This is a genomic window from Pseudoalteromonas denitrificans DSM 6059 (assembly GCF_900112265.1).
GTDB lineage: Bacteria > Pseudomonadota > Gammaproteobacteria > Enterobacterales > Alteromonadaceae > Pseudoalteromonas > Pseudoalteromonas denitrificans.
In genome coordinates this window covers 112,102-137,526 of sequence record NZ_FOLO01000009.1, presented here as the reverse complement: position 1 = coordinate 137,526, position 25,425 = coordinate 112,102, and the positions used below count along the sequence as shown (strand labels likewise).

At 33.7% G+C, this 25,425-nt stretch carries 29 protein-coding genes and 1 tRNA gene; 16 read left to right on the top strand and 14 right to left on the bottom strand.

All coding sequences use genetic code 11. From position 1 onward, the window contains the following. Nucleotides 1-9: 9 nt before the first annotated feature. The 7 genes from aceE to BM088_RS08550 all read right to left on the bottom strand — a co-directional run bounded on the left by aceE (nt 10) and on the right by BM088_RS08550 (nt 7,997). Entirely contained in the window at nt 10-2,676 is a 2,667-nt protein-coding gene (aceE, locus tag BM088_RS08580) for a pyruvate dehydrogenase (acetyl-transferring), homodimeric type (RefSeq protein WP_091982779.1), read from the bottom strand. Between the two features lie 70 nt (nt 2,677-2,746). After that, nucleotides 2,747-3,493 carry a pyruvate dehydrogenase complex transcriptional repressor PdhR gene (gene pdhR, locus BM088_RS08575; RefSeq protein ID WP_091982777.1) on the bottom strand — a complete coding sequence of 249 codons (747 nt, stop codon included), beginning with the start codon at nt 3,491-3,493 and terminating at the stop codon, nt 2,747-2,749. Nucleotides 3,494-3,830: 337 nt separating this feature from the next. Then, nucleotides 3,831-4,751, bottom strand: coding sequence for a beta-lactamase regulator AmpE (ampE, locus tag BM088_RS08570; RefSeq protein WP_091982775.1), 921 nt, complete (start codon nt 4,749-4,751; stop codon nt 3,831-3,833). A gap of 16 nt (nt 4,752-4,767) precedes the next feature. After that, on the bottom strand, nt 4,768-5,328 hold the full coding sequence (gene ampD, locus BM088_RS08565) for a 1,6-anhydro-N-acetylmuramyl-L-alanine amidase AmpD (protein WP_091982773.1): 561 nt from the start codon (nt 5,326-5,328) through the stop codon (nt 4,768-4,770). 26 nt (nt 5,329-5,354) lie between these two features. Next, nucleotides 5,355-6,530 carry a mandelate racemase/muconate lactonizing enzyme family protein gene (locus BM088_RS08560; RefSeq protein WP_091982770.1) on the bottom strand — a complete coding sequence of 392 codons (1,176 nt, stop codon included), beginning with the start codon at nt 6,528-6,530 and terminating at the stop codon, nt 5,355-5,357. Nucleotides 6,531-6,554: 24 nt separating this feature from the next. Beyond that, nucleotides 6,555-7,322 (bottom strand): class II aldolase/adducin family protein, encoded by a 768-nt coding sequence (locus tag BM088_RS08555; RefSeq protein ID WP_091982768.1) that lies wholly within the window; start codon nt 7,320-7,322, stop codon nt 6,555-6,557. A gap of 135 nt (nt 7,323-7,457) precedes the next feature. Continuing rightward, on the bottom strand, nt 7,458-7,997 hold the full coding sequence (locus BM088_RS08550; RefSeq protein WP_091982807.1) for a DUF2058 domain-containing protein: 540 nt from the start codon (nt 7,995-7,997) through the stop codon (nt 7,458-7,460). 131 nt (nt 7,998-8,128) lie between these two features. Here BM088_RS08550 and BM088_RS08545 point away from each other — a divergent pair, with 131 nt between their 5' ends. After that, nucleotides 8,129-9,265, top strand: a complete 1,137-nt coding sequence (locus tag BM088_RS08545) for an MFS transporter (protein WP_091982765.1) — start codon at nt 8,129-8,131, stop codon at nt 9,263-9,265. Nucleotides 9,266-9,281: 16 nt separating this feature from the next. Here BM088_RS08545 and BM088_RS08540 read toward each other — a convergent pair whose 3' ends face one another. After that, entirely contained in the window at nt 9,282-9,668 is a 387-nt protein-coding gene (locus tag BM088_RS08540) for a hypothetical protein (RefSeq protein ID WP_091982763.1), read from the bottom strand. Nucleotides 9,669-10,007: 339 nt separating this feature from the next. Here BM088_RS08540 and BM088_RS08535 point away from each other — a divergent pair. The 3 genes from BM088_RS08535 to BM088_RS08525 all read left to right on the top strand — a co-directional run bounded on the left by BM088_RS08535 (nt 10,008) and on the right by BM088_RS08525 (nt 11,860). Further along, nucleotides 10,008-10,083, top strand: a tRNA-Ala gene (locus BM088_RS08535). A 198-nt stretch (nt 10,084-10,281) separates the two neighbouring features. Further along, nucleotides 10,282-11,139, top strand: coding sequence for a DMT family transporter (locus BM088_RS08530; protein ID WP_091982760.1), 858 nt, complete (start codon nt 10,282-10,284; stop codon nt 11,137-11,139). 19 nt (nt 11,140-11,158) lie between these two features. After that, entirely contained in the window at nt 11,159-11,860 is a 702-nt protein-coding gene (locus BM088_RS08525) for a glycerophosphodiester phosphodiesterase (RefSeq protein WP_091982758.1), read from the top strand. On the opposite strand, the gene epmA is transcribed toward BM088_RS08525, so the two are convergent. Together epmA and efp are read right to left on the bottom strand one after the other, a co-directional pair. Next, complete coding sequence (epmA, locus tag BM088_RS08520; protein WP_091982755.1) at nt 11,855-12,829, bottom strand: elongation factor P--(R)-beta-lysine ligase; 975 nt, start codon at nt 12,827-12,829, stop codon at nt 11,855-11,857. The two genes, BM088_RS08525 and epmA, sit on opposite strands and share 6 nt — an antisense overlap. A gap of 112 nt (nt 12,830-12,941) precedes the next feature. Beyond that, the gene (efp, locus tag BM088_RS08515) at nt 12,942-13,511 is read right to left on the bottom strand and encodes an elongation factor P (RefSeq protein WP_091982753.1); all 570 of its coding nucleotides are present in this window, start codon (nt 13,509-13,511) and stop codon (nt 12,942-12,944) included. A 39-nt stretch (nt 13,512-13,550) separates the two neighbouring features. On the opposite strand from efp, the gene epmB reads away from it, so the two are divergent. After that, nucleotides 13,551-14,564: an EF-P beta-lysylation protein EpmB gene (gene epmB / locus BM088_RS08510; RefSeq protein WP_091982750.1), complete on the top strand. Its 1,014-nt coding sequence runs from the start codon at nt 13,551-13,553 to the stop codon at nt 14,562-14,564. A gap of 20 nt (nt 14,565-14,584) precedes the next feature. Here the strand turns inward: epmB and BM088_RS08505 are convergent, their stop codons facing one another. Then, a complete protein-coding gene (locus BM088_RS08505; protein WP_091982748.1) occupies nt 14,585-14,800 on the bottom strand; it encodes a hypothetical protein in 216 nt (71 codons plus the stop codon). A 71-nt stretch (nt 14,801-14,871) separates the two neighbouring features. On the opposite strand from BM088_RS08505, the gene BM088_RS08500 reads away from it, so the two are divergent. Both BM088_RS08500 and BM088_RS08495 read left to right on the top strand, forming a co-directional pair. Continuing rightward, nucleotides 14,872-15,171: a prephenate dehydrogenase gene (locus BM088_RS08500; RefSeq protein WP_091982745.1), complete on the top strand. Its 300-nt coding sequence runs from the start codon at nt 14,872-14,874 to the stop codon at nt 15,169-15,171. A 302-nt stretch (nt 15,172-15,473) separates the two neighbouring features. Continuing rightward, nucleotides 15,474-15,776, top strand: a complete 303-nt coding sequence (locus tag BM088_RS08495; protein WP_091982743.1) for a hypothetical protein — start codon at nt 15,474-15,476, stop codon at nt 15,774-15,776. A gap of 3 nt (nt 15,777-15,779) precedes the next feature. On the opposite strand, the gene BM088_RS08490 is transcribed toward BM088_RS08495, so the two are convergent. From BM088_RS08490 to BM088_RS08480, 3 genes are all read right to left on the bottom strand, one after another. Further along, nucleotides 15,780-16,283, bottom strand: a complete 504-nt coding sequence (locus BM088_RS08490; protein ID WP_091982741.1) for a DUF3016 domain-containing protein — start codon at nt 16,281-16,283, stop codon at nt 15,780-15,782. A 74-nt stretch (nt 16,284-16,357) separates the two neighbouring features. Then, entirely contained in the window at nt 16,358-17,125 is a 768-nt protein-coding gene (locus tag BM088_RS08485; RefSeq protein ID WP_091982738.1) for a LytR/AlgR family response regulator transcription factor, read from the bottom strand. 87 nt (nt 17,126-17,212) lie between these two features. After that, the gene (locus tag BM088_RS08480) at nt 17,213-18,049 is read right to left on the bottom strand and encodes a 23S rRNA (adenine(2030)-N(6))-methyltransferase RlmJ (RefSeq protein WP_091982736.1); all 837 of its coding nucleotides are present in this window, start codon (nt 18,047-18,049) and stop codon (nt 17,213-17,215) included. Between the two features lie 154 nt (nt 18,050-18,203). Between BM088_RS08480 and BM088_RS08475 the strand changes: the two genes are divergently transcribed. From BM088_RS08475 to BM088_RS27895, 9 genes are all read left to right on the top strand, one after another. Next, a complete protein-coding gene (locus BM088_RS08475; RefSeq protein ID WP_091982734.1) occupies nt 18,204-18,434 on the top strand; it encodes a cell division protein ZapB in 231 nt (76 codons plus the stop codon). Further along, entirely contained in the window at nt 18,434-18,724 is a 291-nt protein-coding gene (locus BM088_RS08470) for a cell division protein ZapA (protein ID WP_091982731.1), read from the top strand. Before BM088_RS08475 ends, BM088_RS08470 begins: the two co-directional genes overlap by 1 nt. A gap of 94 nt (nt 18,725-18,818) precedes the next feature. Next, complete coding sequence (locus BM088_RS08465; RefSeq protein WP_091982729.1) at nt 18,819-19,130, top strand: hypothetical protein; 312 nt, start codon at nt 18,819-18,821, stop codon at nt 19,128-19,130. Between the two features lie 79 nt (nt 19,131-19,209). Beyond that, complete coding sequence (locus BM088_RS08460; protein WP_091982726.1) at nt 19,210-20,691, top strand: LysM peptidoglycan-binding domain-containing protein; 1,482 nt, start codon at nt 19,210-19,212, stop codon at nt 20,689-20,691. A gap of 80 nt (nt 20,692-20,771) precedes the next feature. Then, nucleotides 20,772-21,278 carry an FKBP-type peptidyl-prolyl cis-trans isomerase gene (locus BM088_RS08455; protein WP_091982723.1) on the top strand — a complete coding sequence of 169 codons (507 nt, stop codon included), beginning with the start codon at nt 20,772-20,774 and terminating at the stop codon, nt 21,276-21,278. A gap of 81 nt (nt 21,279-21,359) precedes the next feature. Continuing rightward, nucleotides 21,360-22,088: an SDR family NAD(P)-dependent oxidoreductase gene (locus BM088_RS08450; protein ID WP_091982721.1), complete on the top strand. Its 729-nt coding sequence runs from the start codon at nt 21,360-21,362 to the stop codon at nt 22,086-22,088. A gap of 130 nt (nt 22,089-22,218) precedes the next feature. Next, a complete protein-coding gene (locus BM088_RS08445) occupies nt 22,219-23,118 on the top strand; it encodes an amidohydrolase family protein (RefSeq protein ID WP_091982719.1) in 900 nt (299 codons plus the stop codon). Between the two features lie 86 nt (nt 23,119-23,204). Next, entirely contained in the window at nt 23,205-24,104 is a 900-nt protein-coding gene (gene nadC / locus BM088_RS08440; RefSeq protein WP_091982717.1) for a carboxylating nicotinate-nucleotide diphosphorylase, read from the top strand. Nucleotides 24,105-24,596: 492 nt separating this feature from the next. Beyond that, nucleotides 24,597-25,049 (top strand): pilin, encoded by a 453-nt coding sequence (locus BM088_RS27895; protein ID WP_281247154.1) that lies wholly within the window; start codon nt 24,597-24,599, stop codon nt 25,047-25,049. Nucleotides 25,050-25,425 lie beyond the last annotated feature (376 nt).

Genomic DNA, 25,425 nt, shown 5'->3' with positions numbered 1-25,425 from the left:
TTATATCTCTTATGCGTATAAAGGATTAAGTTTATTTGTATCAATATCGAATTTAGCAATCGCATCAGTTACAACACTTGCTTCAACTTCACCACGTTTTACTAATTCAGTTAACGCTGCAACAACAACATAGCCTGCATTTACTTCGAAATGACGACGTAAATTATCACGACTATCTGAACGGCCGTAACCATCCGTACCTAATACTTTAAAGTTTTCTGTTGGAACAAAAGCACGTACTTGTTCAGCAAAGTTTTTCATGTAATCTGTTGCTGCAATTGTAGCTTCAGAACCTAATACTTCGTTGATATATGATTGGCGTTGCTCAGCTCCTGGGTTAAGCATATTGAAACGCTCAACATCTTGGCCGTCACGTGCTAATTCATTAAATGAAGTAACAGAGAAAATATCAGAACCAATACCGTATTCTTCACTTAAGATAGTCGCGGCTTTAAGTACTTCAATCATAATAGTGCCTGAGCTTAATAACTGAACTTTAGATTTATCACCAACAAGCGTCTTAAGTTTGTAAATACCTTTACGAATACCTTCTTCAGCACCTTCAGGCATAGCTGGCTGATGATAGTTTTCATTCATCACAGTTAGGTAGTAATAAATATTTTCTTGATCTTCACCATACATACGACGAATACCATCTTGTACAATGACCGCAACTTCATACCCATAAGTTGGATCATAAGAAATACAGTTAGGCACTGTACTTGCTAGAATATGGCTGTGACCATCTTCATGCTGTAAACCTTCACCATTTAACGTTGTGCGACCAGCTGTTGCACCTAATAGGAAGCCACGAGCCTGTTGATCGCCTGCCATCCAAGCCATATCACCAACACGTTGGAAACCAAACATTGAGTAATAAATATAGAATGGGATCATAGGTAAATCATTTGTGCTATATGATGTAGCGGCTGAAACCCATGAAGACATTGCACCTAGCTCATTAATACCTTCTTGCAATACTTGACCAGAAGTACTTTCTTTATAATAAGAAACAATCTCTCTATCTTGAGGCGTATAGTTTTGCCCGTGAGGATTATAAATACCTATTTGACGGAATAAGCCTTCCATACCAAAAGTACGTGCTTCATCTGCAATAATAGGTACGATATTTTCACCGATATTTTTATTTTTCAATAAAATATTTAGCGTACGCACAAATGCCATCGTTGTTGAAATATCACGTTTTTGTTCATCTAATAAAACTTTGAATTCTTCAACTTTAGGGATCACGAGATCTTTTGTGAAGTTAGGTAAACGTGCCGGAGTATAACCGTGTAATGCGTCACGACGTGCGTGTAAGTATTTATGTTCAGCGGAGCCATCTTCTAACGTTAAGTAAGGTAAATCTTTTAATGCTTCGTCAGAGACTAAATCTTGTAAACCTAAACGTGAACGTAAATGCTCAACATGACTCATGTCCATTTTTTTAACTTGATGAGCAATATTTTTACCTTCAGCCGCTTCACCCATTCCGTAACCTTTAACTGTTTTAGCTAAAATAACTGTTGGACGACCTTTAGTTTCTTCAGCAGTTTTAAATGCAGTGTAAAGTTTTGAAGGTTCATGCCCACCACGCTTCAGAGCAAAGATTTCATCATCTGTCATATCAGCAACAAGTGCTGTTGTTTCTGGGTAACGACCAAAGAAGTGTTCACGTACATATGCACCATCTTTTGCTTTATATGTTTGGTAATCACCATCAAGCGTTTCATTCATTAACTGAAGTAATTTACCTGTTGTATCTTTAGCAAGTAATTTATCCCAACCAGAACCCCAAACCACTTTAATTACATTCCAGCCAGCACCTTTAAATAGACCTTCTAGTTCTTGAATAATTTTTCCATTACCCATCACTGGACCATCAAGGCGTTGTAAATTACAGTTGACTAGGTAACATAAGTTATCTAGCTTTTCACGCGCTGCAAAAGAGATAGCACCACGTGATTCTGGCTCATCCATTTCACCATCACCAAGGAAGGCAAATACTCTTTGGCTCTTAGTGTCTTTTAAACCACGGCCATCTAAGTATTTTAAGAAACGCGCTTGGTAGATAGACGCGATTGGACCTAAACCCATAGATACTGTTGGGAACTGCCAGAATTCAGGCATTAATTTAGGATGTGGGTAAGATGGTAAACCTTTACCGTCTACTTCTTGACGGAAATTATCAAGTTGGTCAGCGCTAAGACGGCCTTCAACAAAAGCACGCGCATAAATACCAGGAGAAATATGGCCTTGGTAATAAACTAAATCACCACCATTAATATCATTTGCAGCTTTGAAAAAATGATTAAAACAAACTTCATAAAATGCTGCTGATGACTGGTACGACGCCATATGACCGCCCAAATCTAAATCTTTTTTTGATGCTCTTAATACGATCATTATCGCATTCCAGCGGATAATTGAACGAATACGGCGCTCTAAGTTAACATCTCCAGGATATGCAGCTTCTTGATCTGCAGGAATTGTATTTACATAGTTAGTTGTTATACCTGTTGGCATATCAACACCATCTAAACGTGCTTGCTCTAAAACTTGCTCAAGTAAAAACTGAGCACGCTCAACACCTTCTTCTTTCACTACAGATTCTAATGCTTGCAACCACTCTTGGGTTTCAAGTGCGTCAATATCATGGTTCTGGACTTCAGACATAGGATGTTTCCTTAATCTATCTAATATTTAATTTGTGTATTCGTACAATTATAAGTATTCAATTGAAATACTAGTTTTGTTGTGTACGTCTTAAACTGCGTTTTATTCTGGAATTTTCTTTACCTGCTTTTAATAAAGCCTCTTCAATAAAAGCTAAATGCGCATTGCTTGCCTCTCTCGCTTTTACTGGTTGACCTTCTATAACTGCATTAAACAGGGTTTTTCTATGCTCAGCTAATTGTGCTTTTACGCTGTCTTTTTCTACTAGAACAGTTAAATTTTCTAAAATACTCTGCTCAAGTAGTGATGACATGCCGCGTATTAAGTGCAGTAATACAACATTATGAGATGCTTCAGCTACTGCAAAATGAAACTCATTAATTGCTTTTGCTGTAGCTTCTAAATCAGTTTCGCGACCGATTTGATTAAAGCTGAGTTTTACTTCTTCATAATCTGTTTCTGTACCACGTAATGCAGCGTAATAGGCCGAAATACCTTCAAGCGCATGACGAAATTCCAATAAATCAAATTGTGACTCAGGATGTTTGCTGATCAATTCAAATAATGGATCTGTCATTCCCTCTTCAAGCTGGTTTTTGATATAAGTGCCACCGCCTTGGCGACGATAAACTAAACCTTTAACTTCAAGCTTTTGGATTGCTTCACGTAATGAAGGTCGAGAGACCTCAAATTGCTTTGCGAGTTCACGTTCTGGTGGTAATTTTTGTCCCGGTGCAAGCGACCCTTCAAGGATCATATTTTCTAACTGTTCAAGAATGATGTCAGATAATTTTGCTGTTTTAATTTTAAAATTCATGGTTAAAAATAGTACCTAAACCCTAACGGTAAATTGGTCATACCAAATTATTTTGCATAAATTAACAAAAATAGTGCATATAGTCAAAGTTAGCTAGACCAACGCCCATAATTTAGCGAGATCTAGATCAATAAAAGGTAAATTATGGAAACTATAAATAGAAAAGAAAGAAAAAATATTAAAAAGCTAAGTGGTCTGACCAATAAAAGGCGTTAATAAAGTTGATATCACCCCCACCCTAAATAAAAACGCTTTCTGACTATCACCATTTATTACATCAAAAATGAAAAAAGCTTGCACATAGGCAAGCTTTTTTCATTATCAATAACGATACTTATTAAGGTAAATCAGCAAATAAGGTCAATAAAGCAGTTAAGGCTAAAAATAGAAAAATATTACGCTTAACAAGTTTTACCATACACTTAGCTTCAAAAGTACAGCCTAAGTGTTTTTGCTCAACTTGTTCGGCAGCAAGGGCGGTATGAGTTACTACTTTTCGATTGCTTACTTTGAAGTTTAATAAAAACTTCAACCAACACGTAGTGCCTTTATTAAAATTACCAATGATTAAATACCCTAAACTGGCAATACGAGCAGGAAGCCAATCAAGCCAAAATAGCAGAGACTGTAATACTTTATGATATTGCGATATTGAATGTTCAAATACTTTCGGCTTTGCTTCAAGAACATCATCGTTATTATCTTCTTTTGCTTCAATATCTTTTCGTACTAAATCAGCATAAGTACGCACTAAAGCATAAAAAACAGCACCTGCAGGCCCTAAAACAACAAACCAAAATAATACTGCACAATAAAATCTAAAATTTATCCATGCCAAGGTTTGGCCTAAAGTTTCACCATTTAGTTGTTGCTCTGTTTTCTTTTGCCCTAATTGTAATGCATATAAAGTTGCAGCTTCATCATCTTGGCGCTGCATCGCATTCAAATAACCTTTATACTTTTCTCTTAAATAAATACAGCCAATGCAAACTAACAAAACCACTATATTAATAATTAATTGAAATAATACAAAATCAAATAAAGTATAAATAAACCCCACTAAAGCAGCTGGAATAACCAACCAGATCAAAAATCCAATTTCTTTACTTAATAATGACTTAACTACTGAGTTAGCTAAAAATGAATCAGATGTAGAAAAATTTAAATATTTACTCGCATATAAGTGCATTTGCCAATAACGGCCTTTTGCATCTAAACGCTCAATAATTAAAGCAATTAATATGGAAATTAAAGTCATGGCTCACCCGAAAATACTAAGATTCTAAATTTAATAACTTATTAAAATATGACCAATCAAAACTTTCACCAGGATCCGTTTTTCGTCCAGGAGCAATGTCTTGATGGCCAAGAATACGCTCTTTTGTTAGCTTAGGATAATGCTTTATTAAGGTTTTTGCTATAGTGCTAAGTGATTGATACTGCATTGAAGTATATTCAACTGTATCGGTACCTTCCAACTCTATACCGATACTAAAGTCATTGCACCCTGTTAAACCTTGGTAACTCGAAACACCTGCATGCCATGCTCTTTTATTAAAAGGAACATACTGTATGACTTCACCACAGCGTTTTATCAAACAATGCGCTGATACCTGCAAACCTTTTAAATCAATAAAACTTGTATCGGCTTCACAATCAAGCTGCCCCAAAAATAAATCATCAATATAACAAGTACCAAATTCACCAGCAGGCAATGAAATATTATGAATAACCAAAAGTGAAATTTCAGTGCCTTCTGGCCTTTCATTAAAATGAGGTGAAGTATGAAAAACCACGTTATTTAAACAATCATTTGAAATAGAGCAATTTTTCATATTAAACCTGATTTATTACAATTAAATTATTTAATTTCAACTCTTTGAGAACGCATCACTACTTCGTCATTAAGTTCAATGCCAATACCTGGTTCTTCTGATACTTCAAAAAAACCATTTTTAGGTTGTGGATCTTGCAAACATAATTCACGATTCCACTTTTTAATCGCATAAGTATGGTGTTCATGAATTAAAAAGTTAGGTATCGCAGTTTCTAGATGCAAAGAAGCTGCGGTTGCAATTGGGCCACCACATACGTGGGCTTGGATGCGAATATCGAAAGTATCGGCATAGTCACATACTTTTTTAGTTTCGGTAAACCCACCACATAATCCAATATCAGGCTGTAAAACATCGATGCTTTGATCTTCAAAATATGGACGTACATCCCATCTATGGTATAAACGTTCACCACCGGCAATAGGTACGTTAACTTTATCGGCCACTTTAGCATGTAAAGAATGGTTTAAATAATTCACAGGTTCTTCATAGAACATACAATCAAATTCTTCAGCTATTTTACCTAACTGAATCGCTGTCGTTGCACCCGGTAAGCTATGACATTCAAAAATGATATCAACTTCATCACCAACCGCATCACGAATCGCTTGCATACGTGCACGGTATAATTTCATTTCACTACGATCAATGATTTTTGTACGATCGTAATACGTATCACCATTTTTGTTATACATAATAGGGTCAACTTTTACAGCATCATATCCTTGTGCAATCGCTTTTAGTGCAGCTTCGGCATATTGTTCTGGATGCACTAAAGCTTTAAACTCATCATCCCAATCAAATTGTAGTTGTGATGCATAAGTTCTTAATTTATCGTTAACTTTACCACCTAACAATTGATAAACGGGTAAACCAAGGGTTTTGCCTTTTATGTCCCATAAAGCAGTATCAATAGCACTCATAGCAGCATAAACGACTGGCCCACCACCTAAACCCCAAAAGCTTTCACGTAACATTCGAGACCATAATTTTTCAGTTTGAAATGGGTCATGACCAATCAGAAAAGCTTCAGCCATTTCTTTGATCATAGCTGCTGCTGCACTGTGCCCTAAATCATAAGCTAGGCCTGCCTCACCCACTCCAGAGATCCCTTCATCAGTATGGATACGAACAAAAACAGGTGTCCAAGCGGGTCTATCTGGACAATGGATATCAAACACTTCGACGCGAGTTACTTTCATTGTATTTCCTATAAAATTAGATTATCACTTTGCAAAGCTAGGATCTAAGCGATACGCCTTACGCAGCATAGCAGGCCAAGATACTTGCCCCCCAGTGCTACCAGTATGAACTTTATTTTGCTGAATTTTAACTGTATCTAAAACCTTTTGTGCAATAGGTATAAGCGGTTTTTCAGTAGACAAAGCCATTACTTGCACTTCACATGCACGCTGTAAATCAGCCCAACGCATAAAAGCTTCGCCTACACTAGGCCCTAGTGTTAATGCACCATGGTTTGGCAACATTAACGTATGCGCACTTCCTAAATCTTGTTGTAAACGGATTTTTTCATCCGAATTAACTGCCAAACCTTCATACTTATGATATGCCAGAGAATTTAGTGGAAACATCGCATGCTGACAAATTGGCTGTAAGCCTTCTTCCAAACTAGAGACTACAATTGTTTCATTAGTATGTAAGTGGATCACACAATGCGCATCTTCGCGCACTTCATGAATTGCGCTATGAATAGTAAAACCCGCAGGATTAATTTGAAACGGGGAGTTATCTAAAACTTCTCCCTGCAAATTAACTTTAACTAAATTAGAAGCCGTTATTTCATCAAATGCAAGACCAAAAGCATTAACTAAATACTCATTTTTTCCAGGTAAACGAGCGGAAATATGCGTATAAATAGTATCATCCCAACCGTAAGAATAAGCTAGACGGTAACAAGCGGCCAAATCAATTCGTAATTGCCACTCTTCTTCTGAGACTTTATCTTGTAAATCTAAAATAGGTAATTCAAACATGTGCAGCTCTCTCATTGAAATTTTTTAAATTGTCAGATTAAACCAACAGCAGATGTTTAGAAGTCTAAAACATGCCTGTAAATGTTACAATAACCTAAAATAAAAAAGTCGCATAATGCGACTTTTTTATTATAATTACCAAGTTAAATCATCTGGTATTTCAAAATCAGAGTATGGGTCATCATTATCTTTTTCTTTATCTTCTGGTTCAGCATGCAATACAATGTATTTTTCATCAACTTCTGCAATTTTACGGGCAGGTTCATCATTTAAAACATAAAAGATACCTTCAAGAACACAAATTGCTAAACGCCCTTTTGCTAACGCTTTTTGTGTCGCTTCATTTACATCAAGATCTTTAATTTTATTTTCATAGGTGAAATTAAATGTTAACTCCCCTTTAATTTCAGATTGATTGTGATGCTGCAAAATTTGTTTAACACGTGCAACATCTTCCTTTACTTTTTGCTCTGCTTGTTTTGTTAAATTTAATTGTTCAGCTTTTTGCTGTTGTTCAAGTTTATTTTTTTCAATATGCTTTTGTAAATCACTCGGGTTACTACTTGCGCCTTTCTTTTTCTTTTTTTGTTGTTTACGTTTAGTTGTTTTAGCCACTTTCATTTTATGTTCGGTGGTTAAACCTGATTTTAATAATTGGTCTTGTAATGAACCCATGATCATCATGCTCTTAGAGATAGAATAACTTTATTTTAATGACCCTTTAAATGAATTAAAAGCCTTGTATTGAAATTTTAAAGGATTAAAATTATCACAAATTTAATCGCTTCATTAAATTAGCTTCACCTATGCATTTTATTCACCTATTAAGCTGTTCTATTTTCATTTTTTTTGTGCTTTACGCACCACAACCACTTTTACCTATTTTTGCTTCACAATTTAATATTAGCCCAGCAACAGCAGGCAGCTTAATGACAGCCACTATGGTGCCTTTGGCTATTGCTCCTTTATTATATGGCCTATTGTTACAAAATTTGAATCCTTTAAAAATATTACGCTTAACTATGATGTTATTAGCCATATCTTGTCTGATATTCCCTTTTATTAATAGTTTTGAATTACTCTTAATATGTCGCATCATCCAAGGCTTGTTATTACCTGCAGCTTTAACAGCCATGACGAGCTATATAGGGGAAACATACAAAAATAATCAACTACAAAAAAATATGACTACTTATATAGGCAGTACTATTTTAGGTGGTTTTTTTGGACGATTATTAGCAGCAAGTTTTACAGAGTTTTTGAATTGGCAGAGTTTTTATTGGATTATATCAATTGGCTTAATCAGCCTTTCTTTTTTTATCAAAGTAGAGAGCAAGACAAAAAACACATCTAACCATTCTGCTCTTTCACAATTAAAAGAGTTAAAACAACCAGGTTTATTTAAAATTTACACAGCTATTTTTTGTATGTTTTTTTGCTTTTCAGCAGTATTAAATTACTTACCATTCATTTTAAAAAATGACTTTAATATGCAAAGTACAGCTAATATAGGCTTAGTATATATAGGTTATTTGATTGGAGCCGTTGCCTCCATGGTAACCCCTTTATGTGTTAAGCATTGTAATGAACCTTTTAAGCTGCTTAGTATTATCTTTTCAATCTATTGTGTATCAATTATTTTAATGATACCAAATCACTTTGTTTTATTTTTTTCTGCTTTTTCAGTATTTTGTGCATCTATGTTTATGATCCATTCAATTGCAGCACCGCTAGTAAATAAAATTAGCCCAGCCCCATCTAGTGTCACCAATGGAGTATATGTTTCATTTTATTATTCAGGAGGTGCTTTAGGATCTTTTTTACCTGGGTTAGTTTACCAAAGCTCAGGAAAAATAGTTTTTTTTATCAGCATTCTACTAATGTGCTTAATAGGATTAGCTTTAGTATACTCTGGTAAAAGAAGCGCAAAATTAACACTATAATTTTTAATTGGATAAATCATCGACAACGACCAGACAACTTAACACTAAAATCTCTCCATAAGACATTATCGATAGAATGTTGTTGAGAACAATACCGCCTATCTTTTAACTCTTGCTCTAACATTTGTGCCGCTTTATCTTCTAACTCTAATTTTAGCTCTCCTGAGTCACTAAAACTTTCACTTAATAATAACTTTTTATATTTACTACGAGACATTTTTTTTGTTGGGGTTAAGTTAGATGAACTTGAGGGTTTAACTGAAACAATATAAGAGAATAGTTTTTGATTATTAACCATTGAACTCGTAAATTTTTGATTATTAATTTCAAATGCAGGTTCGACCACATTACTTGCACAACCAGATAAAACAACTAATACAATCATAATCAAACTTACTCGCATTATCTCACTCCTTATTTGATAACTTCAATCTAGATAAATTAGATTAACCTTAAGCGCAATATGATTCAATGATCTAAAACTTAAACTCACTAAAACCCAAGCAAACAAATTGTTATTCAGCCAATGATATTATTTAAGTACTCTATTTTACCAGCCTCTCAAGTACACTTACTTTTTTGATATATCCACCTCATATATAAACAAACCGTACCTAAAACTCAACGTTTGTTTTATTTTCCCCCACTTAAATAAAAAAAACAAAAATGACTTGACCGTATAGCAGAATAAACTTAAAGTACGCACCGATTCAAGGCAACCAGAACCTTGAATGATGGATATGGGGTTATAGCTCAGCTGGGAGAGCGCCTGCCTTGCACGCAGGAGGTCTGCGGTTCGATCCCGCATAGCTCCACCACTATCCATCTAATCTATTCTTAAAAAACCTTCTATCTTGATTAAATCATTTTTGTTACTTCCTATAAAACTTTTGCTTTACATCTTGTTTATCTTCTTTTATTACTTAGCTAAGATATTAAATCTAAATAAAGCAGACTAAACAGCTTGTTATGTAAATTAGAGTTAAATACTATAAGAAAAAAATATAAAATATAAAATGCAATCACATAGTCAAAGTTTACTTTATTTACATATCGCAGTATTTTTATTTGGCGGTACAGCACTATTTTCAAAATTAATTGCATTACCCGCTTTAGATATTACGGTTTATCGAACTGGTATTGCAGCTATTACTTTATTTGTATTGCTATATTTAACCAAAAAAAAAATAAAATTAGAGAATAAAAGAGATTATGCGACAGCCATATTATTAGGTATTGTTGTTGGTGCACATTGGGTCACTTATTTTGCAGCAATGCAAATGGCAGGAGTGACTGTCGGTATTATTGCTTTTTTTACTTACCCCGTTTTTACCGTTTTTTTAGAGCCTTTATTTAATAAAACATATCCCAAATTAAAAGACTTAGTTATTGCATTCATCGTTATTTTTGGCATCTATTTATTAATCCCTGAAGCAAATTTTGGCAACCAAATTACTTTAGGTATTATAACCGGTGTAATATCAGCTGTATTTTTTGCATTACGCAATGTATTACATAAAAACTATTTTGTGCATTATTCAGGTCCACATACTATGCTGTATCAAACCTTAGTTGCATGCTTGATGTTATGCTTATTTATTGAAGTTCCTCCTTCACAAGTCACACAAGCAGATTGGTTGTTAATATTATTAGTAGGTATTATTTTCACTGCAGCTCCTCACTCATTGTTTGCTTCAAGTTTACAAAAATTATCAGCAACAACCGCTGGATTAATTTCCTGTTTACAACCTTTATACGGTAGTATTCTATCCTTTATATTACTAAGTGAACGACCTAACCTAATGACTATTATAGGTGGTTTTTTAGTTGTCAGTGCCGCTTTTTATGAGACTTGGTCCGTTAGTAAAAAATAAAATATAAGGCTAATTAACAATGAAAATATTTGCTCATAGAGGTGCTAGTGGTAATTTCCCTGAAAATACACACAGTGCTATTAATGGCGCTTTAGATGTTGAAGTAGATGGCATCGAAGTTGATTTACAAAGTGCAAAAGATGATTATGTCATTATTCATGATTCTTGGTTAGACAGAACAACAAATGGCCAAGGAAAAGTAAGCGATTACTTTTTATCTCAACTAAAAGAATTTGATGCTGGTAACGGAGAAAAAATCCCAAACTTACAAGACTTATTTAATTGGGTAGGCACAAAAGCAATTATTAACATTGAGCTAAAACATACAACTTGTTTAAAGCAATTAAAATTGAACTTAGAAAAAAATTTAGCTCAAGGAAACATTTCAAAACAAAAAATGATTATTTCATCATATGATCATCATCAATTAAAGTGGATAAAACAACAATTGCCCTGGCTAAGAATTGGTGCACTCACATCAAGTATTCCGATTAATTACGCTCAGTTTGCACAAGAACTGAATGCATTTAGCATTCACATTGATATGAATTTTATCAATAATGAGTTTGTCTTAGATGCTAAAAAGCGTGGTTTAAAAGTGTATTGTTATACTGTAGATAAATATGAAGATATTAAACGTATGCACACTCTGAAGGTTGATGGTATTTTTACTAATTACCCTGCAAATACTAAAAACATATTACAACAACTCAATTTATGACCTCTCAATTGCAAAGCTGACAACCTGTTTAATGTGTTTTTTTTGTAAAGCGAGCATTATTAAACGGTCAATACCTAAGGCAACACCAGCACACTGTGGCATCCCATGGTTCAGTGCATTTATTAAATTATGATCAGGTTTCACTTGCACCAATCTCATATCATTTCTTTTTATATTATCTTGTTCAAAACGCTTTAATTGCTCATTCCCATCCGTTAGCTCATTAAAACCATTAGCCAATTCCATATTTTTATAATACAACTCAAACCTATCAGCAACCAAAGGGTTAGCTGTATTTATCTTTGCTAACGCAGCTTGCGAAGCTGGAAAATCATAAATAAAACAAGGTTTATCTTGTCCTATTTTTGGTTCAACAACCATACTGAATAATAATTGAAGTAATGTGTCTTTATCTTTTTCATCATTGGCAATATTTTCAAAACCTTGCCCACAACAAAGCACTTTTAGTTCAGCTAAAGATGCAGTCAAAGGGTTAATATTAAATATATTTTCAAAGGCGCTTTGATAAGTCATTCTACTGGCCGGTTCACACTTTAAAATACACTGAATCAATAAATCTATTTCATCCATTAAAGCAAAATGATCAAAACCGGGGCGATACCATTCCAACATTGAAAACTCGGGATTATGATGCTTTCCAGACTCTTCATTTCTAAATGCTTTACAAATTTGAAAGATTGCTCCACTGCCTGCAGCCAATAAACGTTTCATTGCATATTCAGGGGATGTTTGTAAATACAGGGTCAAGCCTTCATTATAGTTAGGGCCTACAAATTCAGTTGTAAAACTCTTTAAATGAATATCTGTCACACTCGCCTGGGACAAGCTGGGCGTTTCAACTTCCATGACATTTCGTTGATAAAAAAATTCGCGAATAGTTCGAATTATTTCACCGCGCTTTTTTAAAGTTTCGATATCGGCACTGGGTTGCCAAAGGTTAGAGTTCACAGAAAACCTTAGAAGTTCAAATAGAAAAGTATGGATATATAGCCAAACAACTTACAAATGTCATTCAGTTACATATCCACTAAAACTGCCTCTATAGAATTGCGAGTTAAATCTATTTAGAAACGCGACTTACATACTCTGCAGTACGTGTATCAACACGAATAACTTCATTTACTTGAACAAATAGTGGTACTCGTACCACTGCGCCTGTAGATAAAGTTGCAGGCTTGCCACCTGTACCCGCAGTATCACCTTTGAGACCTGGGTCTGTTTCAGTGATTTCAAGTTCTACAAAGTTAGGCGCCGATACTGCAATTGGGCGACCATCCCAAATTGTTAAAGTACAAACATCATTTTCAACTAACCATTTAACTGAGTCGCCTAATGCTTTTTCGTCAGCAGCAACTTGCTCAAAAGTTTCATTGTTCATGAAATGCCAAAATTCACCATCGGTATATAGATAAGCAAGTTCTGTATCCATTACATCTGCAGCTTCAACGCTATCGCCAGATTTAAATGTTTTTTCTAACACTTTACCTGAAATTAATTTACGTAATTTAACACGGTTGAAAGCCTGACCTTTGCCAGGTTTAACCATTTCATTTTCAATAATGCTACAAGGTTCGCCATCCATCATAAATTTTAGGCCTCCCTTGAATTCGTTAGTGCTATAATTCGCCATTATGTCCTCTATTAATCAATTCGAGTTATTTACACACCTATGATACAAACAATTGAAGCAAATTTGCATACTAACTGGCAAAAAGAATTAGCTATGGTCGTAACTGACCCGATTAAATTATTAAAAATGCTCGAACTTGATGAAAAATCATTCAGTGATGATATAAAAGCCAAAAAATTATTCCCTATGCGAGTCCCCATACCCTTTATAAAAAAAATAAAAAAAGGTGACCCTCAAGACCCTTTATTATTACAAGTGATGCCATTACAGAAAGAGTTTTTAACAAAAAAAGGGTTTGATTTTGATCCCCTACTCGAACAAAAAAATGAAGTGCCGGGTTTATTGCATAAATACAAATCACGTGTACTCATTATATTTAAAACAGGCTGTGCAGTTAATTGTCGATATTGCTTTAGGCGTCACTTTCCTTATCAGGATAATCACTTAAATAAACGTGATTTACTCAAATCTTTAAAATATATCGAAAATGACCTCAATATCAATGAAGTTATATTAAGTGGTGGTGATCCTTTGATGGCAAAAGATGAAGCTATTGACTGGTTTATAACTGAACTTGAAAAAATAAAACATGTCTCTCGATTACGCGTTCATACTCGTTTTCCAGTTGTTATTCCAAGCAGAATAACAACGGCTTTATGTGAGCGATTTTCTAACTCAAAATTAAAAATTATAATTGTAATGCATATTAACCATGCTAATGAAATTGACAAAGTATTAATTAATAAAATGAAACTCTTAAAATCCTCTGGGGTTACTTTATTAAATCAAGCTGTTTTACTAAAAGGCGTAAATGATACAAGTAAAGACTTAGTTAACTTGAGCGAAAAGTTATTTAGTGCTGATATATTGCCCTATTATTTACATTTGCTAGATAAGGTTTCAGGCGCATCACACTTTGATGTGAGTGAGGAGAAATCGAAACAATTAATGTTAGATATTTTAAGTGAATTGCCAGGCTTTTTGGTTCCAAAACTTGTAAGGGAAATCGGCGGCGAGAAAAATAAAACACCGATTAATTTAATAGTAAATTAGATGAATATAAACGATGAACCTTAAACTCTGATATTAATATTCTGACCTAAAGTAGCCGTCACAGATGAAGCTGAAGGTTGGCTACTAACTATTTGTGAAGTACTTGCTGTAGCTTGTATCAAGGCTAATGCAGCTTGACCTTCTAACTTTTGCTGCGACTTAGATAATGAAGCTGAATATAACTGTGCTCCTTCACTATTGTTTACAGAAGCTAGGCGACCAGTAGAGACATCCATAAATCCACCATATTAGAAGTTAATCATTAATGTTATTATAGCGGCAATTCCAAAATAAACTTTAGATAAATATGAACCCTGTAATCGAACAACTTAACAACAACTTACAATTACTTTATAGACAAGCACTTGATGCTGATAGCCAATTAGACGCATTACAAAAAAGTGGCCATGGTAAATTTAGCGCTCTTTTCAAACAAGAAGCTGGATTTTCTTTTGAAGCAAAACGATTTAAACCATATATTTTAGATATTGCAGCAGATGTAGAAATTCTCAGTAAACAAGAGTCTTTAGATAAAAACAAATTAGAATCTACAGTTATTAAATTACAAAAAGTTCATCAATTATTAGCGAACTTCAAAAATAAATAGCCAATTTAAACTAACCAATATTTATATATTCAAACAACTTCAATATACAAAATTCAGTTGAAGTTGTTTACACCGTCGTTTTTCAATTTTCAAAATCAATAGCACAACATAAAACATTTAAAAACCACCCCAACGGGGACCTTTGAACAAATCATGTGCGCTTCTCCATCTCCTTTCAAGAGATCAGCATTAATACAAAGGAGCGCCTAGCTCATGAATTGCTCAGCCGTTCCAAAAATAGTGTATTGAAGTGGCTTAGGTATAGACTATACTTAGTTTAGGTCCATTTATTTGGAGGGGATATGTCTATTGCAATCCCGTTAACGGCTGGTAGTGAAATACAAAAAACCAGTGTTATACGCGACCAAGTTAATACCACTAAATCAGAATCCAAATTTGGAGACTTTAGCAATGATATTGTTAAAATTTCACAATTAGCAAGACAAAAACAATTAAATGAAAAGAGTGAATCAAATCAAAACTCTCACAGCATTACCAGTGAATCGGTTAGAGTCAGTAGTACAATTGGCAAAGCAAAATCAATTAGTAACTTAACACAAAAACAAGCGACTCAACTTTATAATGAAATCGCTTCTTTTTTATAAAAATTAAACTTGTTTTATGAGTACATCATTAAACCAATCAGTAATGAGTCTATGATCATAATAAAAAGAACCGTCTCTACCATGTTTAATTTTATCCATAAAACCCATATCTTTTAGTTTAACATCGTCTTTATTAATTAACTTTCCATTGGCATCAATCAGAGCATAACTAAATTCAATTTTAGGAAAATAAATAGGTTTAATTATACGCATATCTCTATGGGTGCTAAAGCGTACATCACCTGCTAAATCAAGGTTATTCACTTTAACTTTAAGTTTATATCCCAATGGAAGGTCTTTAGCTAACTTAGCAAAGTGTTTTTCAAAGGACTTGGCAACTTGTTTATAAAATGAACCTTTAGGTCCTCCATTAGGCCTGACATCAGTAAAGTCATTAAAGTCAGCCCAAGTAACCGTTGCTTTGATCTTATTTGAGTTATCAGAGGCATTTACTAATAAGGGTATAGACAAAACAAGTGCTATTGCTACTTTATTAATTTTTTTCATAATATCATCTCAAGGTAAAATACAATGATACTAATATGACACTAATAGACTGAACACACACTTAATAATAATGATTAATTCAATATACCAGCCATGCTTTGTTTATAACGACGAGATAAATTTAATAATGCACCATTCTTTAAAGTTATTAAGTAATCACCATTGTCTGTTGGCTTAAGCTCACTTATACTTCGTTTTTTTACAAGAGCAGAGCGATGTACTTGAATAAACCCATGTGATGTTAACTTATTTAGCATTGATGTAAGTGTTTCTCTATGTAATATTGGTCTTTGCTCATCAGATAAATGTAATTCAACATAATTACCCGCACTCGCCACCCATAAAATATCGTCAGTATCGATAATACGGATGTTTCCAGTACCTTTTACAATAATTGGATCTTTTTTTTCTATTGGAACTTGAAATTGCCGTAACATTTTTTGCATATATTGCATTGGAAAATCAACAATACTATTGAGTTCTTTTAATAACTTTTTAATACACTTGTGAAAACGTTCAATACCAAATGGATATATTAAATAATCAATAACCCCTAAATCGAATGCATCAGCCGCTTGAATTGAATCTTTAGATAAATAAACAATCCGAATCTCAGATGACAACTTTTCAATAATTTGGTTTTGATCAAAATCAGATAAAAGATTTGAGTCAATGAATAAAACATCGACAGTACCCGAAGTACAAGCACTTAAAACGTCGCATTCATTAGTAATTAAAGCAACAGTTTCAAAATCAAAATGAAAATGAAATTCAAGTAATTGTTTAATATTAGAGCGCGTTTTTTCACTAGCACTGGCAATTACAACGTTAAATTTTTTCATTTTTTATATCCTTGTACGAAACTGTTCGTATTTAATATACGAGAATATTCGTACAAGTCAATAATTTCTAAAAATTAAATTTAACTATCATTCAGCAACTAACTCTACTGATCGATAAAAACCATCTTTATGTGATAAATATTCTACGAGTTCAGGCATTACAGTATCCATAGTTGCTTTTAACTTCCAAGGCGGGTTTATTACTATCATTCCTGATGCTGTCATGCCGTGTTCTTGTGTATCTTGAGAAGTGCCCAGTTCATATAAATGGATGTTTTTAATACCTGAATCAATTAAAGTTTGTTCCATCGTATCGATTCTTTCCCTTTGTACTACAGGGTACCAAATCATATAAGTCCCACTGCTAAAACGTTTATGCGCTTTAATAATCGTTTTAACCACTAACTCATAATCTGATTTAATTTCATAAGGGGGATCCATTAAAATACATGCTCTACGAGATTCTGGTGGCAATAAGCCTAATAGACCTTTAAAGCCATCTTCAAGCCTCACTTTACGCTTTCGGGTTGGTTTAAAGTTCTCAGTTAATAATTTATGGTCTTGAGGATGTAATTCAAATAACCAAGACTTATCATGCGCTCTTAAAACATCGTCAGCAACAGCGGGTGATCCCGGATAAAATGCCAATTTTTGTAGATTAAAACGTTTGATTAATGCCAAATAATTTTTAATCGTTGGGCTATCTCCATTATAATGCCAGAGCTTTGCAATGCCTTGTTCAAATTCTTGTGTTTTTTGTGCTTCGTTTGAAGAAAATGCATACATTCCAGCACCACTATGAGTATCTATATATTCTAAAGCTTTATCTTTTTGTGTTAAATATTGTAAAACTTCAAATAAAACGAGATGTTTAAGAACATCGGCAGGGTTACCTGCATGAAAAGAGTGGCGATAGCTAAGCATTAAAAATCCTATTTATTCATACAAAAAAGAGTTAACTACTGGTATTTTACAAAATAAAGCAATTAATTTCAGCTATTCGTGTTTAAACAGTAGCTATATGCATAACTTTAGATTAAATTTGCACATATTATTAATCCAGTTATAAGAGCGCCTTATGATAAACGATACACTTCCTCAACTCGAAAAACTGATCAATCAACTTATCGAGCAAAATACTCAGTTAAAACAAGATTTTTCAGAGTTGAAAGATCTTAACGCAAAATTAACCGACGAAAATGAAACCTTATTACTTGAAGCTTTAGAAGTTGATGAAAAACAAAAGCATGCAACAAATACATTAGAAGGTTTACTGCAGAAGCTACAAAGTGTGCAACAGGCTAGCTAATGCCTCCAGCCAGCCAAAAAGGCATTAAGGTTGAAATTATGGGTCAGCAACATCAATTTGCTTGCCCACAAGGACAAGAAGACGCCTTACTAAAAGCAGCCAAACAGTTAGATAAAATGTTTTGGGATATAAAACAGCGTAGTGGCATTAGAAATAATGACCGCGCTCTTCTTATGGCTGCGCTTAATTTAAGTAACGAGCTTGCTTTAGCTAATCAAACCTTAGAAACAAATCAACAACAACTCAATTCCTTAGTTAGTTCATTAAATGATGCTTTAACAGAAAAATAGCCCCTAAGTAGCTATTTTCCTTCTTTAGTTATAATCACCTAGTATTTATTTCACTTTTCAGTCAATAATATGATTTTTATAGTATTGAGCATTTATGAAATCTAAAAGCCAAATATTAGGCCTCAAATTTATTATAGTAAGCATTACATTGTTAGTTATTTTAATAACCGATGCTCATGTATTTGCTACCTTATTAAATATAAAAAATACACAAAATACCAGTAACTTACAGCTCTGGGGTTGTATGATTGTTTTTGGTGGAATAATAGCCGGATGTTCATTAATAAAAATTAAGAAAATTCATTATATTCATTCAGCTATTTATTTAATAATGGCGATAACATTTCTTTTTTTACCCTTTTTAATCATCAAATCCCCTTACGTTCTTTTAGAAGTAATAGGTTAAATTTTCACTAAATCATATTACCTCTAATTTTTAAACTAGTCTAAACTCAAATTATTCATCAACTGGAGGTTTAGCTTATATGGCACAGTTTCGCATATTAATTTTACTGACCTTAGTTGGATGCCAAGCGACTAATAATGGCACATCAAACAAAAGTACTCAGGTAAAAAAAAACACTCTCGTTATTGTTTCAACTGTACAGCCTGAAAATAAAAAAACACAAAAAAAAATAACAAAAGTAACAAAAGCTAATACCCGTAAAACTAAAAAAATCAAACCAAGTGAAGTTTCAGATCTTTGGCACCGCATCGCAATGCAACTCAAACTACCAAATTATAATGATAATAGAATTGAGCAAAGAATAAATTGGTATTTAAAACATCCACATTATATGAAAACCATCACAAAACGCAGCAAACCTTTCATGTATCATATAGTTAACCAAATAGAGCAACGGAAACTCCCTTTAGAATTAGCACTTTTACCAATTGTAGAAAGTGATTTTAATATAAAAGCGAAGTCACCTGCAGGCGCATCTGGCATCTGGCAACTTATGCCAGTTACAGCAAAACATTTTAATTTACAAACGAATGCTTGGTACGATGGCCGCTATGATGTTATTGCATCAACGACTGCAGCCTTAGATTATTTAGAATATTTATATTTTCGTTTCTCTAAAAACTGGTTACATGCAATAGCAGCCTATAATTCGGGAGAAGGTAGAATAATGCATGCTATAGCCAAAAATAAACGTTTAGGTGAAAAAAGTGACTTTTGGTCACTAGATCTTCCAAGTGAAACAACAAATTACGTTCCAAAATTACTAGCATTAGCCTCTCTTCTAAAACAACAAAAAAAATACCACTATTGGCCTAAAATGCCTAATCAAGCAACCACAGTTAATATAGATATAGAAAAACAATTTGATATGTTAATTGCAGCAAAAATAGCAAAAATAACGATGCAAACTCTTTATCAACTTAACCCCGGATATATCAGTAATTCTAGTGCTAAAAAAGGACCTCATAAATTATTAGTACCAATCAGCCAGGCCCATTATTTTGACTCTCATTATCAATTAATCAATGGCAAACTGGTTTATGGCCGATATCAAGTAAAAGCGAAGGATTCTTTATATAAAATATCTAAGCAATTCAATACAAGCATTACTAAACTCAAAAGCATAAACCAATTAAGTAGTGATTTAATTAAAATTGGTCAAATTTTAGCTCTACCCGCCTATAAAAATTCACCGCTTACCATCGAATATCATATAAGCCCTTATTTGCAACGTAATAAAACGCCCGACAAAATAAAAGTAAGTACTTCTTACATCGTAAAAAAAGGCGATACATTATGGGACATAGGCCAAACTTATGGTGTGTCATTTAAAGAACTTGCAAGCTGGAATAAAATGGGTCAAAACGCAGTTTTAAAACTAGGAAAAAAAATGATAATTTGGCTTGAAAAAGAGCCCCAACCATTAGCAAAAGAACCCAAAAGTACTGTAAGCAATACTTTTTTAGACGTATTAAATATGACAGGCAGCATACCAAATTAAAATTGACTGTATTTAACATCTCTTTTTACCTCATAATCCAGTAAACTTATAAAAATTTTTTAAATAAGCCAAATTACATTATGTCTATTAGTAAAAACTCAGTTGTTGAATTTCATTACACGCTGTCAGAAAACCAACAAGAAATTGAAAACAGCCATTCATCAGCACCATTGTCATATTTACATGGTCATAATGCCATGTTGCCAGGCTTAGAAAATGCCATTGAAGGTAAAGAAGTTGATGATAAGTTTGAGATCACATTAACGCCTGAAGAAGCTTATGGCGAGCGACAAGATAATTTAGAACAACGCATTCCGCTTAAGCACCTACAAGATGGTAATGCAGGCCCAAGTAAGAAAAAAGCTAAAGTTTGGAAGAAAGGCATGAATGCCTTTGTAGAAACAGAAAATGGCCGCCGTCAGGTAACCATTTTAAAAGTTGGTAAATTTAATGCTGATTGTGATTTAAATCACCCTCTTGCAGGTAAAACTCTTACCTTTGCTATTGAAATAAATTCTGTAAGAGCCGCAACCGAAGAAGAATTAACGCACGGTCATGTTCACGGTGAAGGTGGTTGCGGGCATTAGTTTACCAGCGCAACTTTAAATCCTAGGAATATTTTATATTATAAATATTCCTTTTTAAGTGTCTTAAATTAAGTATTTATCATGAAAAAAATAGCAGTTGTGACAGGTGGCTCAAAAGGCATAGGCTTAGCCATAGTGGAAAAATTATTAAATCAAGACTATCAAGTCTTCAATTTAGATATCTCAAAAAGTGATATTGGTGAATTTATTCATTGTGATATTAGTAAAGTGCCTCAAGTAATAAATGCGATTAACAATATCATTCAGCAAACACAGCAAATTGATGTCCTTATATCTAACGCAGGCATTCACTTTTCGGCCACGATAGAAAATACAACAGAAGATGATTTAGATAAGGTTTTTGCGCTTAATGTAAAAGGAGCTTATGCCTCAATAAAAGCCTGTTTGCCCACAATGAAACAACAAAAATCAGGTTCTATTATTTTAATTTCATCAGATCAGGCCATAATTGCAAAACAAAACTCGTTTGCTTATAACTTATCAAAGGCCTCTTTAGCATCAATCGCTAAAACAACAGCACTTGATTACGCAGCATATAATATTCGTGCCAATGCAGTTTGCCCCGGAACAATAGAAACACCGCTTTACCATAAAGCAATTGATAACTACTGTGAAAAGTCAGGAGCCAATAAAAAACAAATTCATGCTGAAGAAGCAGCACTTCAACCTTTGGGCCGATTAGGTCGACCAGAAGAAGTTGCCAACTTAGTGGCCTTTTTAGCAAGTGATGAATCACAATTTATAACGGGTAGTTTGCAAGTCATTGATGGTGGATATACAACACAATAATGATTGCCCCTGTATATTTAGCCTTATTGATAACTCAACAATCAAAATAACGTGTCATTTAAAACTTTTTGATGAAAGGGGCTGATTTCAAGGTGAATCTGATAATTCATATTAAATAGTTGAAATAATTATGCGTATGCAACATAAAATAATAGACCCTCATCTACATTTTTTTGATTTAAGCCAAGGTCAATATCACTGGTTAAAAAATCAAAATCCCCCTTATTGGCCTGATAAACATATAATTCAAAAAAACTTCAACGAACACAATTTAATATTAAATGATAATTTCACACTTGAAGGCATAATACATATTGAGGCTGGTTTTAATAATGATTACCCCGTTGAAGAAATTAACTTTTTAAATAAAAGTATTCGCCATACTCCCTTTAAAGCTATTTCTTTCATTGATATGACCTTGCCCCTAGCTGAATTCTCAATACAACTACTCAGTTTAAAAAAACAAGCTACACCTGCCTTAATAGGAATTCGTCATATAATGGAGGGTGATGATATTGATTTGTTATTCTCAAAAAACCTCATTCATAATTTAAAGTTACTCGCATCGAACAACCTAATATTTGAAGCCCAGTTTGAACTAAACAATATTAAAGCGACTCAACAGCTGGCAGAATATGCACACCAAATACCCAATTTAACCTTAGTGATTAATCACTGTGGTTTAGTATGTGAAAATAACTATATAGATTGGCAACAAGCTATTGGCGTTTTATCAAATCACTCTAACATTTATATAAAATGCTCAGGCTGGGAAATGAATAATAGGCAATACAAGCAAGATTGGTTGCAAGAAGTGATCACTTACTTAATTAAAAGCTTAAGTTTTAAACGCGTTATGCTCGCCAGCAACTTTCCTTTATGTTTATTCAGTAAAAGCTACGCCGCACTTTGGCAAAGTTATTTAGATTTAAATTTAAAAAAAACAATTTGGCAAGCAATTAGCTATACAAACGCGAAGTCTTTATACCAAATCAAAAGTAACAAAGCTCAAAAACCAGAAAATCCTTAACTTGAAGTCATATGGCTATACAAGTAAAATTTCAGCATAATCGAAGATTCAACTTAAATTAAATATCACCCTAAAGAGAATTTAAAATGTCGCTTACCCAAGAATTAATAAGCCAACTAGTAAAACTTGCATTAGACGAAGATCTAAATACCCATACCGATAATGCACTTTCAGGTGATATAACAGCTCAATTAATTCCACACAATCAAAATGCCAACGCTACCGTTATTACACGTGAAGATTGCATATTTTGTGGTAAAGCATTAGTTGAAGAAGTATTTAAACAAGTAGATGCTTTATCAAATACTAAGGTTGAACTAAAGTTTTTAGCCAATGACGGCGATGCAATTGACGCAAATAGCACTTTATTTACCGCTAAAGGCAATGCTAGGTCAATTTTAACGGCTGAACGCACCGCTCTTAACTTTGTGCAAACATTATCGGCAACAGCAACCACCACAGCCTTATGTGTTAAAGAATTAGCTGGTACTAATACGCAATTACTTGATACCCGAAAAACCATACCCGGCTTACGCCAATTACAAAAATATGCCGTAAAATGTGGTGGCGGACAAAATCATCGTATAGGCCTGTTTGATGCATTTTTAATTAAAGAAAATCATATTGCAGCCTGTGGTGGTATAAAACAAGCGATATCTGCCGCGCAACAAAGTAATGCAAAAAAACACAACGACACGATTAAAATTGAAGTAGAAGTAGAGAATTTAAACGAGCTTCAACAAGCAGTAGATGCCGGTGCCGATATTATTATGCTAGATAATTTCACCGTTGAACAAATCAAACAAGCTGTACTCATAGTTAATAATAGCCAAGCGATTCACCGCGCTAAATTAGAAGTGTCAGGCAATATGACAATCGAAACTTTAAAACAATATTCCCAAGCAGGTGTTGATTACATATCAAGCGGTGCGCTTACAAAACATGTTAACGCCATAGATTTATCTATGCGCTTCAAAAACAACTAATGGTAAAGTATTAGACTAATAACTCCACGCCTAACCAAGCATAAAGTATTGGTTTTGATGTTTAAAACATTAAAATCAATACTTTTACTGGTAATTTAGACTTGAAATTCACTTTTGTTATAAAAAGGTAACTAATAAGCTACCAATCTAAAATCGAGCGTGTTAGCATCGAGTCCAGTTAGTGGGACATGATGTGTAAGCTAATGAAAAAGAGTTGATTTTTACGTTTGTTTTCTGTTTGTTTTTTAATCAAAAGATAATAATAAATGTAACTCAATTTATTTTTCATCTGTATAGCTGAATTTGAAAGGAGCTCTATAAAATTCAAAAATACGTTTTTATCTTTAAAAATAAAACATGCATAACGAGTCATGTTTTATATAGAAAAGAAAACTGAAAAACAATTGAACTAAACAAGTTAAATAAACAATCAACAAGCGAACATAAGTTTCAAATTGTTTATTTATTTGAGCCCCTGTTAGGAGATTAACAATGCAAAATATGAATTTAAAACAAACAGCACAAATCCAAAAAAGCCAAAAAGGCTTTACACTAATTGAATTAATGATAGTAGTAGCGATCATCGGTATTCTTGCTGGCATTGCATTACCGCAATACAGAGATTACACAAGAAGCTCTACAGCGCAAGGTATTGCAAACGGCGCTAATGTTTATAAAACTGCAGTTGCGCTTTGTTCACAGGTAAATGGCGGCATATTAACACCATGTGACGCTGGTGCGGAACGTATACCAGCTGTAGACGGTACTGTTACTGCGGTAGTAGATGGCGTAGTAGACCTTACTTTAGGTGACCTTGATGGTGATGGTACTGCTGAAACAATACAATTAACTCCTGTAGTTGGTGCGACTCGAATTACATGGGGAATAGCCACATCAGGTGGCACTGATGTATGTGCTGCAACTACACAATGGTTAGAGTGTTAATACTCGCCATATAAAAAGGTAAATAACTTTGTTATTTACCTTTTTTAAAAGCCTTTTAAAAAAGGTAAATAACTTTGAGCTAGGCCTAGATTATATAAATGCACTTTAACCAATTTTATGAAGTTTAATTTAAAAAGCCATATCAGCTTCAGAGAACACATAAAACAACACACACTTAACTATCCCCCTACAAAATCTACTCACCCCCCTATTTACAACAAACACCACAATAGCTTGATTTAATTAACCAAAAAAACAAACCTCATTAAATAAAAATTTATAAATCAGCTAAGTAACGCTAATTTACTAAACTCTCCAAATCCAGTAGTGCTCATCACCGAGTAGATAAGATAAAATAAAATAAAATAAAAAAATG

What these genes read in the sequence shown, in the direction of transcription:
- aceE (WP_091982779.1), bottom strand. Translation starts at nt 2,676, where the DNA reads ATGTCTGAAGTCCAGAACCATGATATTGACGCACTTGAAACCCAAGAG.
- pdhR (WP_091982777.1), bottom strand. Translation starts at nt 3,493, where the DNA reads ATGAATTTTAAAATTAAAACAGCAAAATTATCTGACATCATTCTTGAA.
- ampE (WP_091982775.1), bottom strand. Translation starts at nt 4,751, where the DNA reads ATGACTTTAATTTCCATATTAATTGCTTTAATTATTGAGCGTTTAGAT.
- ampD (WP_091982773.1), bottom strand. Translation starts at nt 5,328, where the DNA reads ATGAAAAATTGCTCTATTTCAAATGATTGTTTAAATAACGTGGTTTTT.
- BM088_RS08560 (WP_091982770.1), bottom strand. Translation starts at nt 6,530, where the DNA reads ATGAAAGTAACTCGCGTCGAAGTGTTTGATATCCATTGTCCAGATAGA.
- BM088_RS08555 (WP_091982768.1), bottom strand. Translation starts at nt 7,322, where the DNA reads ATGTTTGAATTACCTATTTTAGATTTACAAGATAAAGTCTCAGAAGAA.
- BM088_RS08550 (WP_091982807.1), bottom strand. Translation starts at nt 7,997, where the DNA reads ATGGGTTCATTACAAGACCAATTATTAAAATCAGGTTTAACCACCGAA.
- BM088_RS08545 (WP_091982765.1), top strand. Translation starts at nt 8,129, where the DNA reads ATGCATTTTATTCACCTATTAAGCTGTTCTATTTTCATTTTTTTTGTG.
- BM088_RS08540 (WP_091982763.1), bottom strand. Translation starts at nt 9,668, where the DNA reads ATGCGAGTAAGTTTGATTATGATTGTATTAGTTGTTTTATCTGGTTGT.
- BM088_RS08530 (WP_091982760.1), top strand. Translation starts at nt 10,282, where the DNA reads ATGCAATCACATAGTCAAAGTTTACTTTATTTACATATCGCAGTATTT.
- BM088_RS08525 (WP_091982758.1), top strand. Translation starts at nt 11,159, where the DNA reads ATGAAAATATTTGCTCATAGAGGTGCTAGTGGTAATTTCCCTGAAAAT.
- efp (WP_091982753.1), bottom strand. Translation starts at nt 13,511, where the DNA reads ATGGCGAATTATAGCACTAACGAATTCAAGGGAGGCCTAAAATTTATG.
- epmB (WP_091982750.1), top strand. Translation starts at nt 13,551, where the DNA reads ATGATACAAACAATTGAAGCAAATTTGCATACTAACTGGCAAAAAGAA.
- BM088_RS08505 (WP_091982748.1), bottom strand. Translation starts at nt 14,800, where the DNA reads ATGGATGTCTCTACTGGTCGCCTAGCTTCTGTAAACAATAGTGAAGGA.
- BM088_RS08500 (WP_091982745.1), top strand. Translation starts at nt 14,872, where the DNA reads ATGAACCCTGTAATCGAACAACTTAACAACAACTTACAATTACTTTAT.
- BM088_RS08495 (WP_091982743.1), top strand. Translation starts at nt 15,474, where the DNA reads ATGTCTATTGCAATCCCGTTAACGGCTGGTAGTGAAATACAAAAAACC.
- BM088_RS08490 (WP_091982741.1), bottom strand. Translation starts at nt 16,283, where the DNA reads ATGAAAAAAATTAATAAAGTAGCAATAGCACTTGTTTTGTCTATACCC.
- BM088_RS08485 (WP_091982738.1), bottom strand. Translation starts at nt 17,125, where the DNA reads ATGAAAAAATTTAACGTTGTAATTGCCAGTGCTAGTGAAAAAACGCGC.
- BM088_RS08480 (WP_091982736.1), bottom strand. Translation starts at nt 18,049, where the DNA reads ATGCTTAGCTATCGCCACTCTTTTCATGCAGGTAACCCTGCCGATGTT.
- BM088_RS08475 (WP_091982734.1), top strand. Translation starts at nt 18,204, where the DNA reads ATGATAAACGATACACTTCCTCAACTCGAAAAACTGATCAATCAACTT.
- BM088_RS08470 (WP_091982731.1), top strand. Translation starts at nt 18,434, where the DNA reads ATGCCTCCAGCCAGCCAAAAAGGCATTAAGGTTGAAATTATGGGTCAG.
- BM088_RS08465 (WP_091982729.1), top strand. Translation starts at nt 18,819, where the DNA reads ATGAAATCTAAAAGCCAAATATTAGGCCTCAAATTTATTATAGTAAGC.
- BM088_RS08460 (WP_091982726.1), top strand. Translation starts at nt 19,210, where the DNA reads ATGGCACAGTTTCGCATATTAATTTTACTGACCTTAGTTGGATGCCAA.
- BM088_RS08455 (WP_091982723.1), top strand. Translation starts at nt 20,772, where the DNA reads ATGTCTATTAGTAAAAACTCAGTTGTTGAATTTCATTACACGCTGTCA.
- BM088_RS08450 (WP_091982721.1), top strand. Translation starts at nt 21,360, where the DNA reads ATGAAAAAAATAGCAGTTGTGACAGGTGGCTCAAAAGGCATAGGCTTA.
- BM088_RS08445 (WP_091982719.1), top strand. Translation starts at nt 22,219, where the DNA reads ATGCGTATGCAACATAAAATAATAGACCCTCATCTACATTTTTTTGAT.
- nadC (WP_091982717.1), top strand. Translation starts at nt 23,205, where the DNA reads ATGTCGCTTACCCAAGAATTAATAAGCCAACTAGTAAAACTTGCATTA.
- BM088_RS27895 (WP_281247154.1), top strand. Translation starts at nt 24,597, where the DNA reads ATGCAAAATATGAATTTAAAACAAACAGCACAAATCCAAAAAAGCCAA.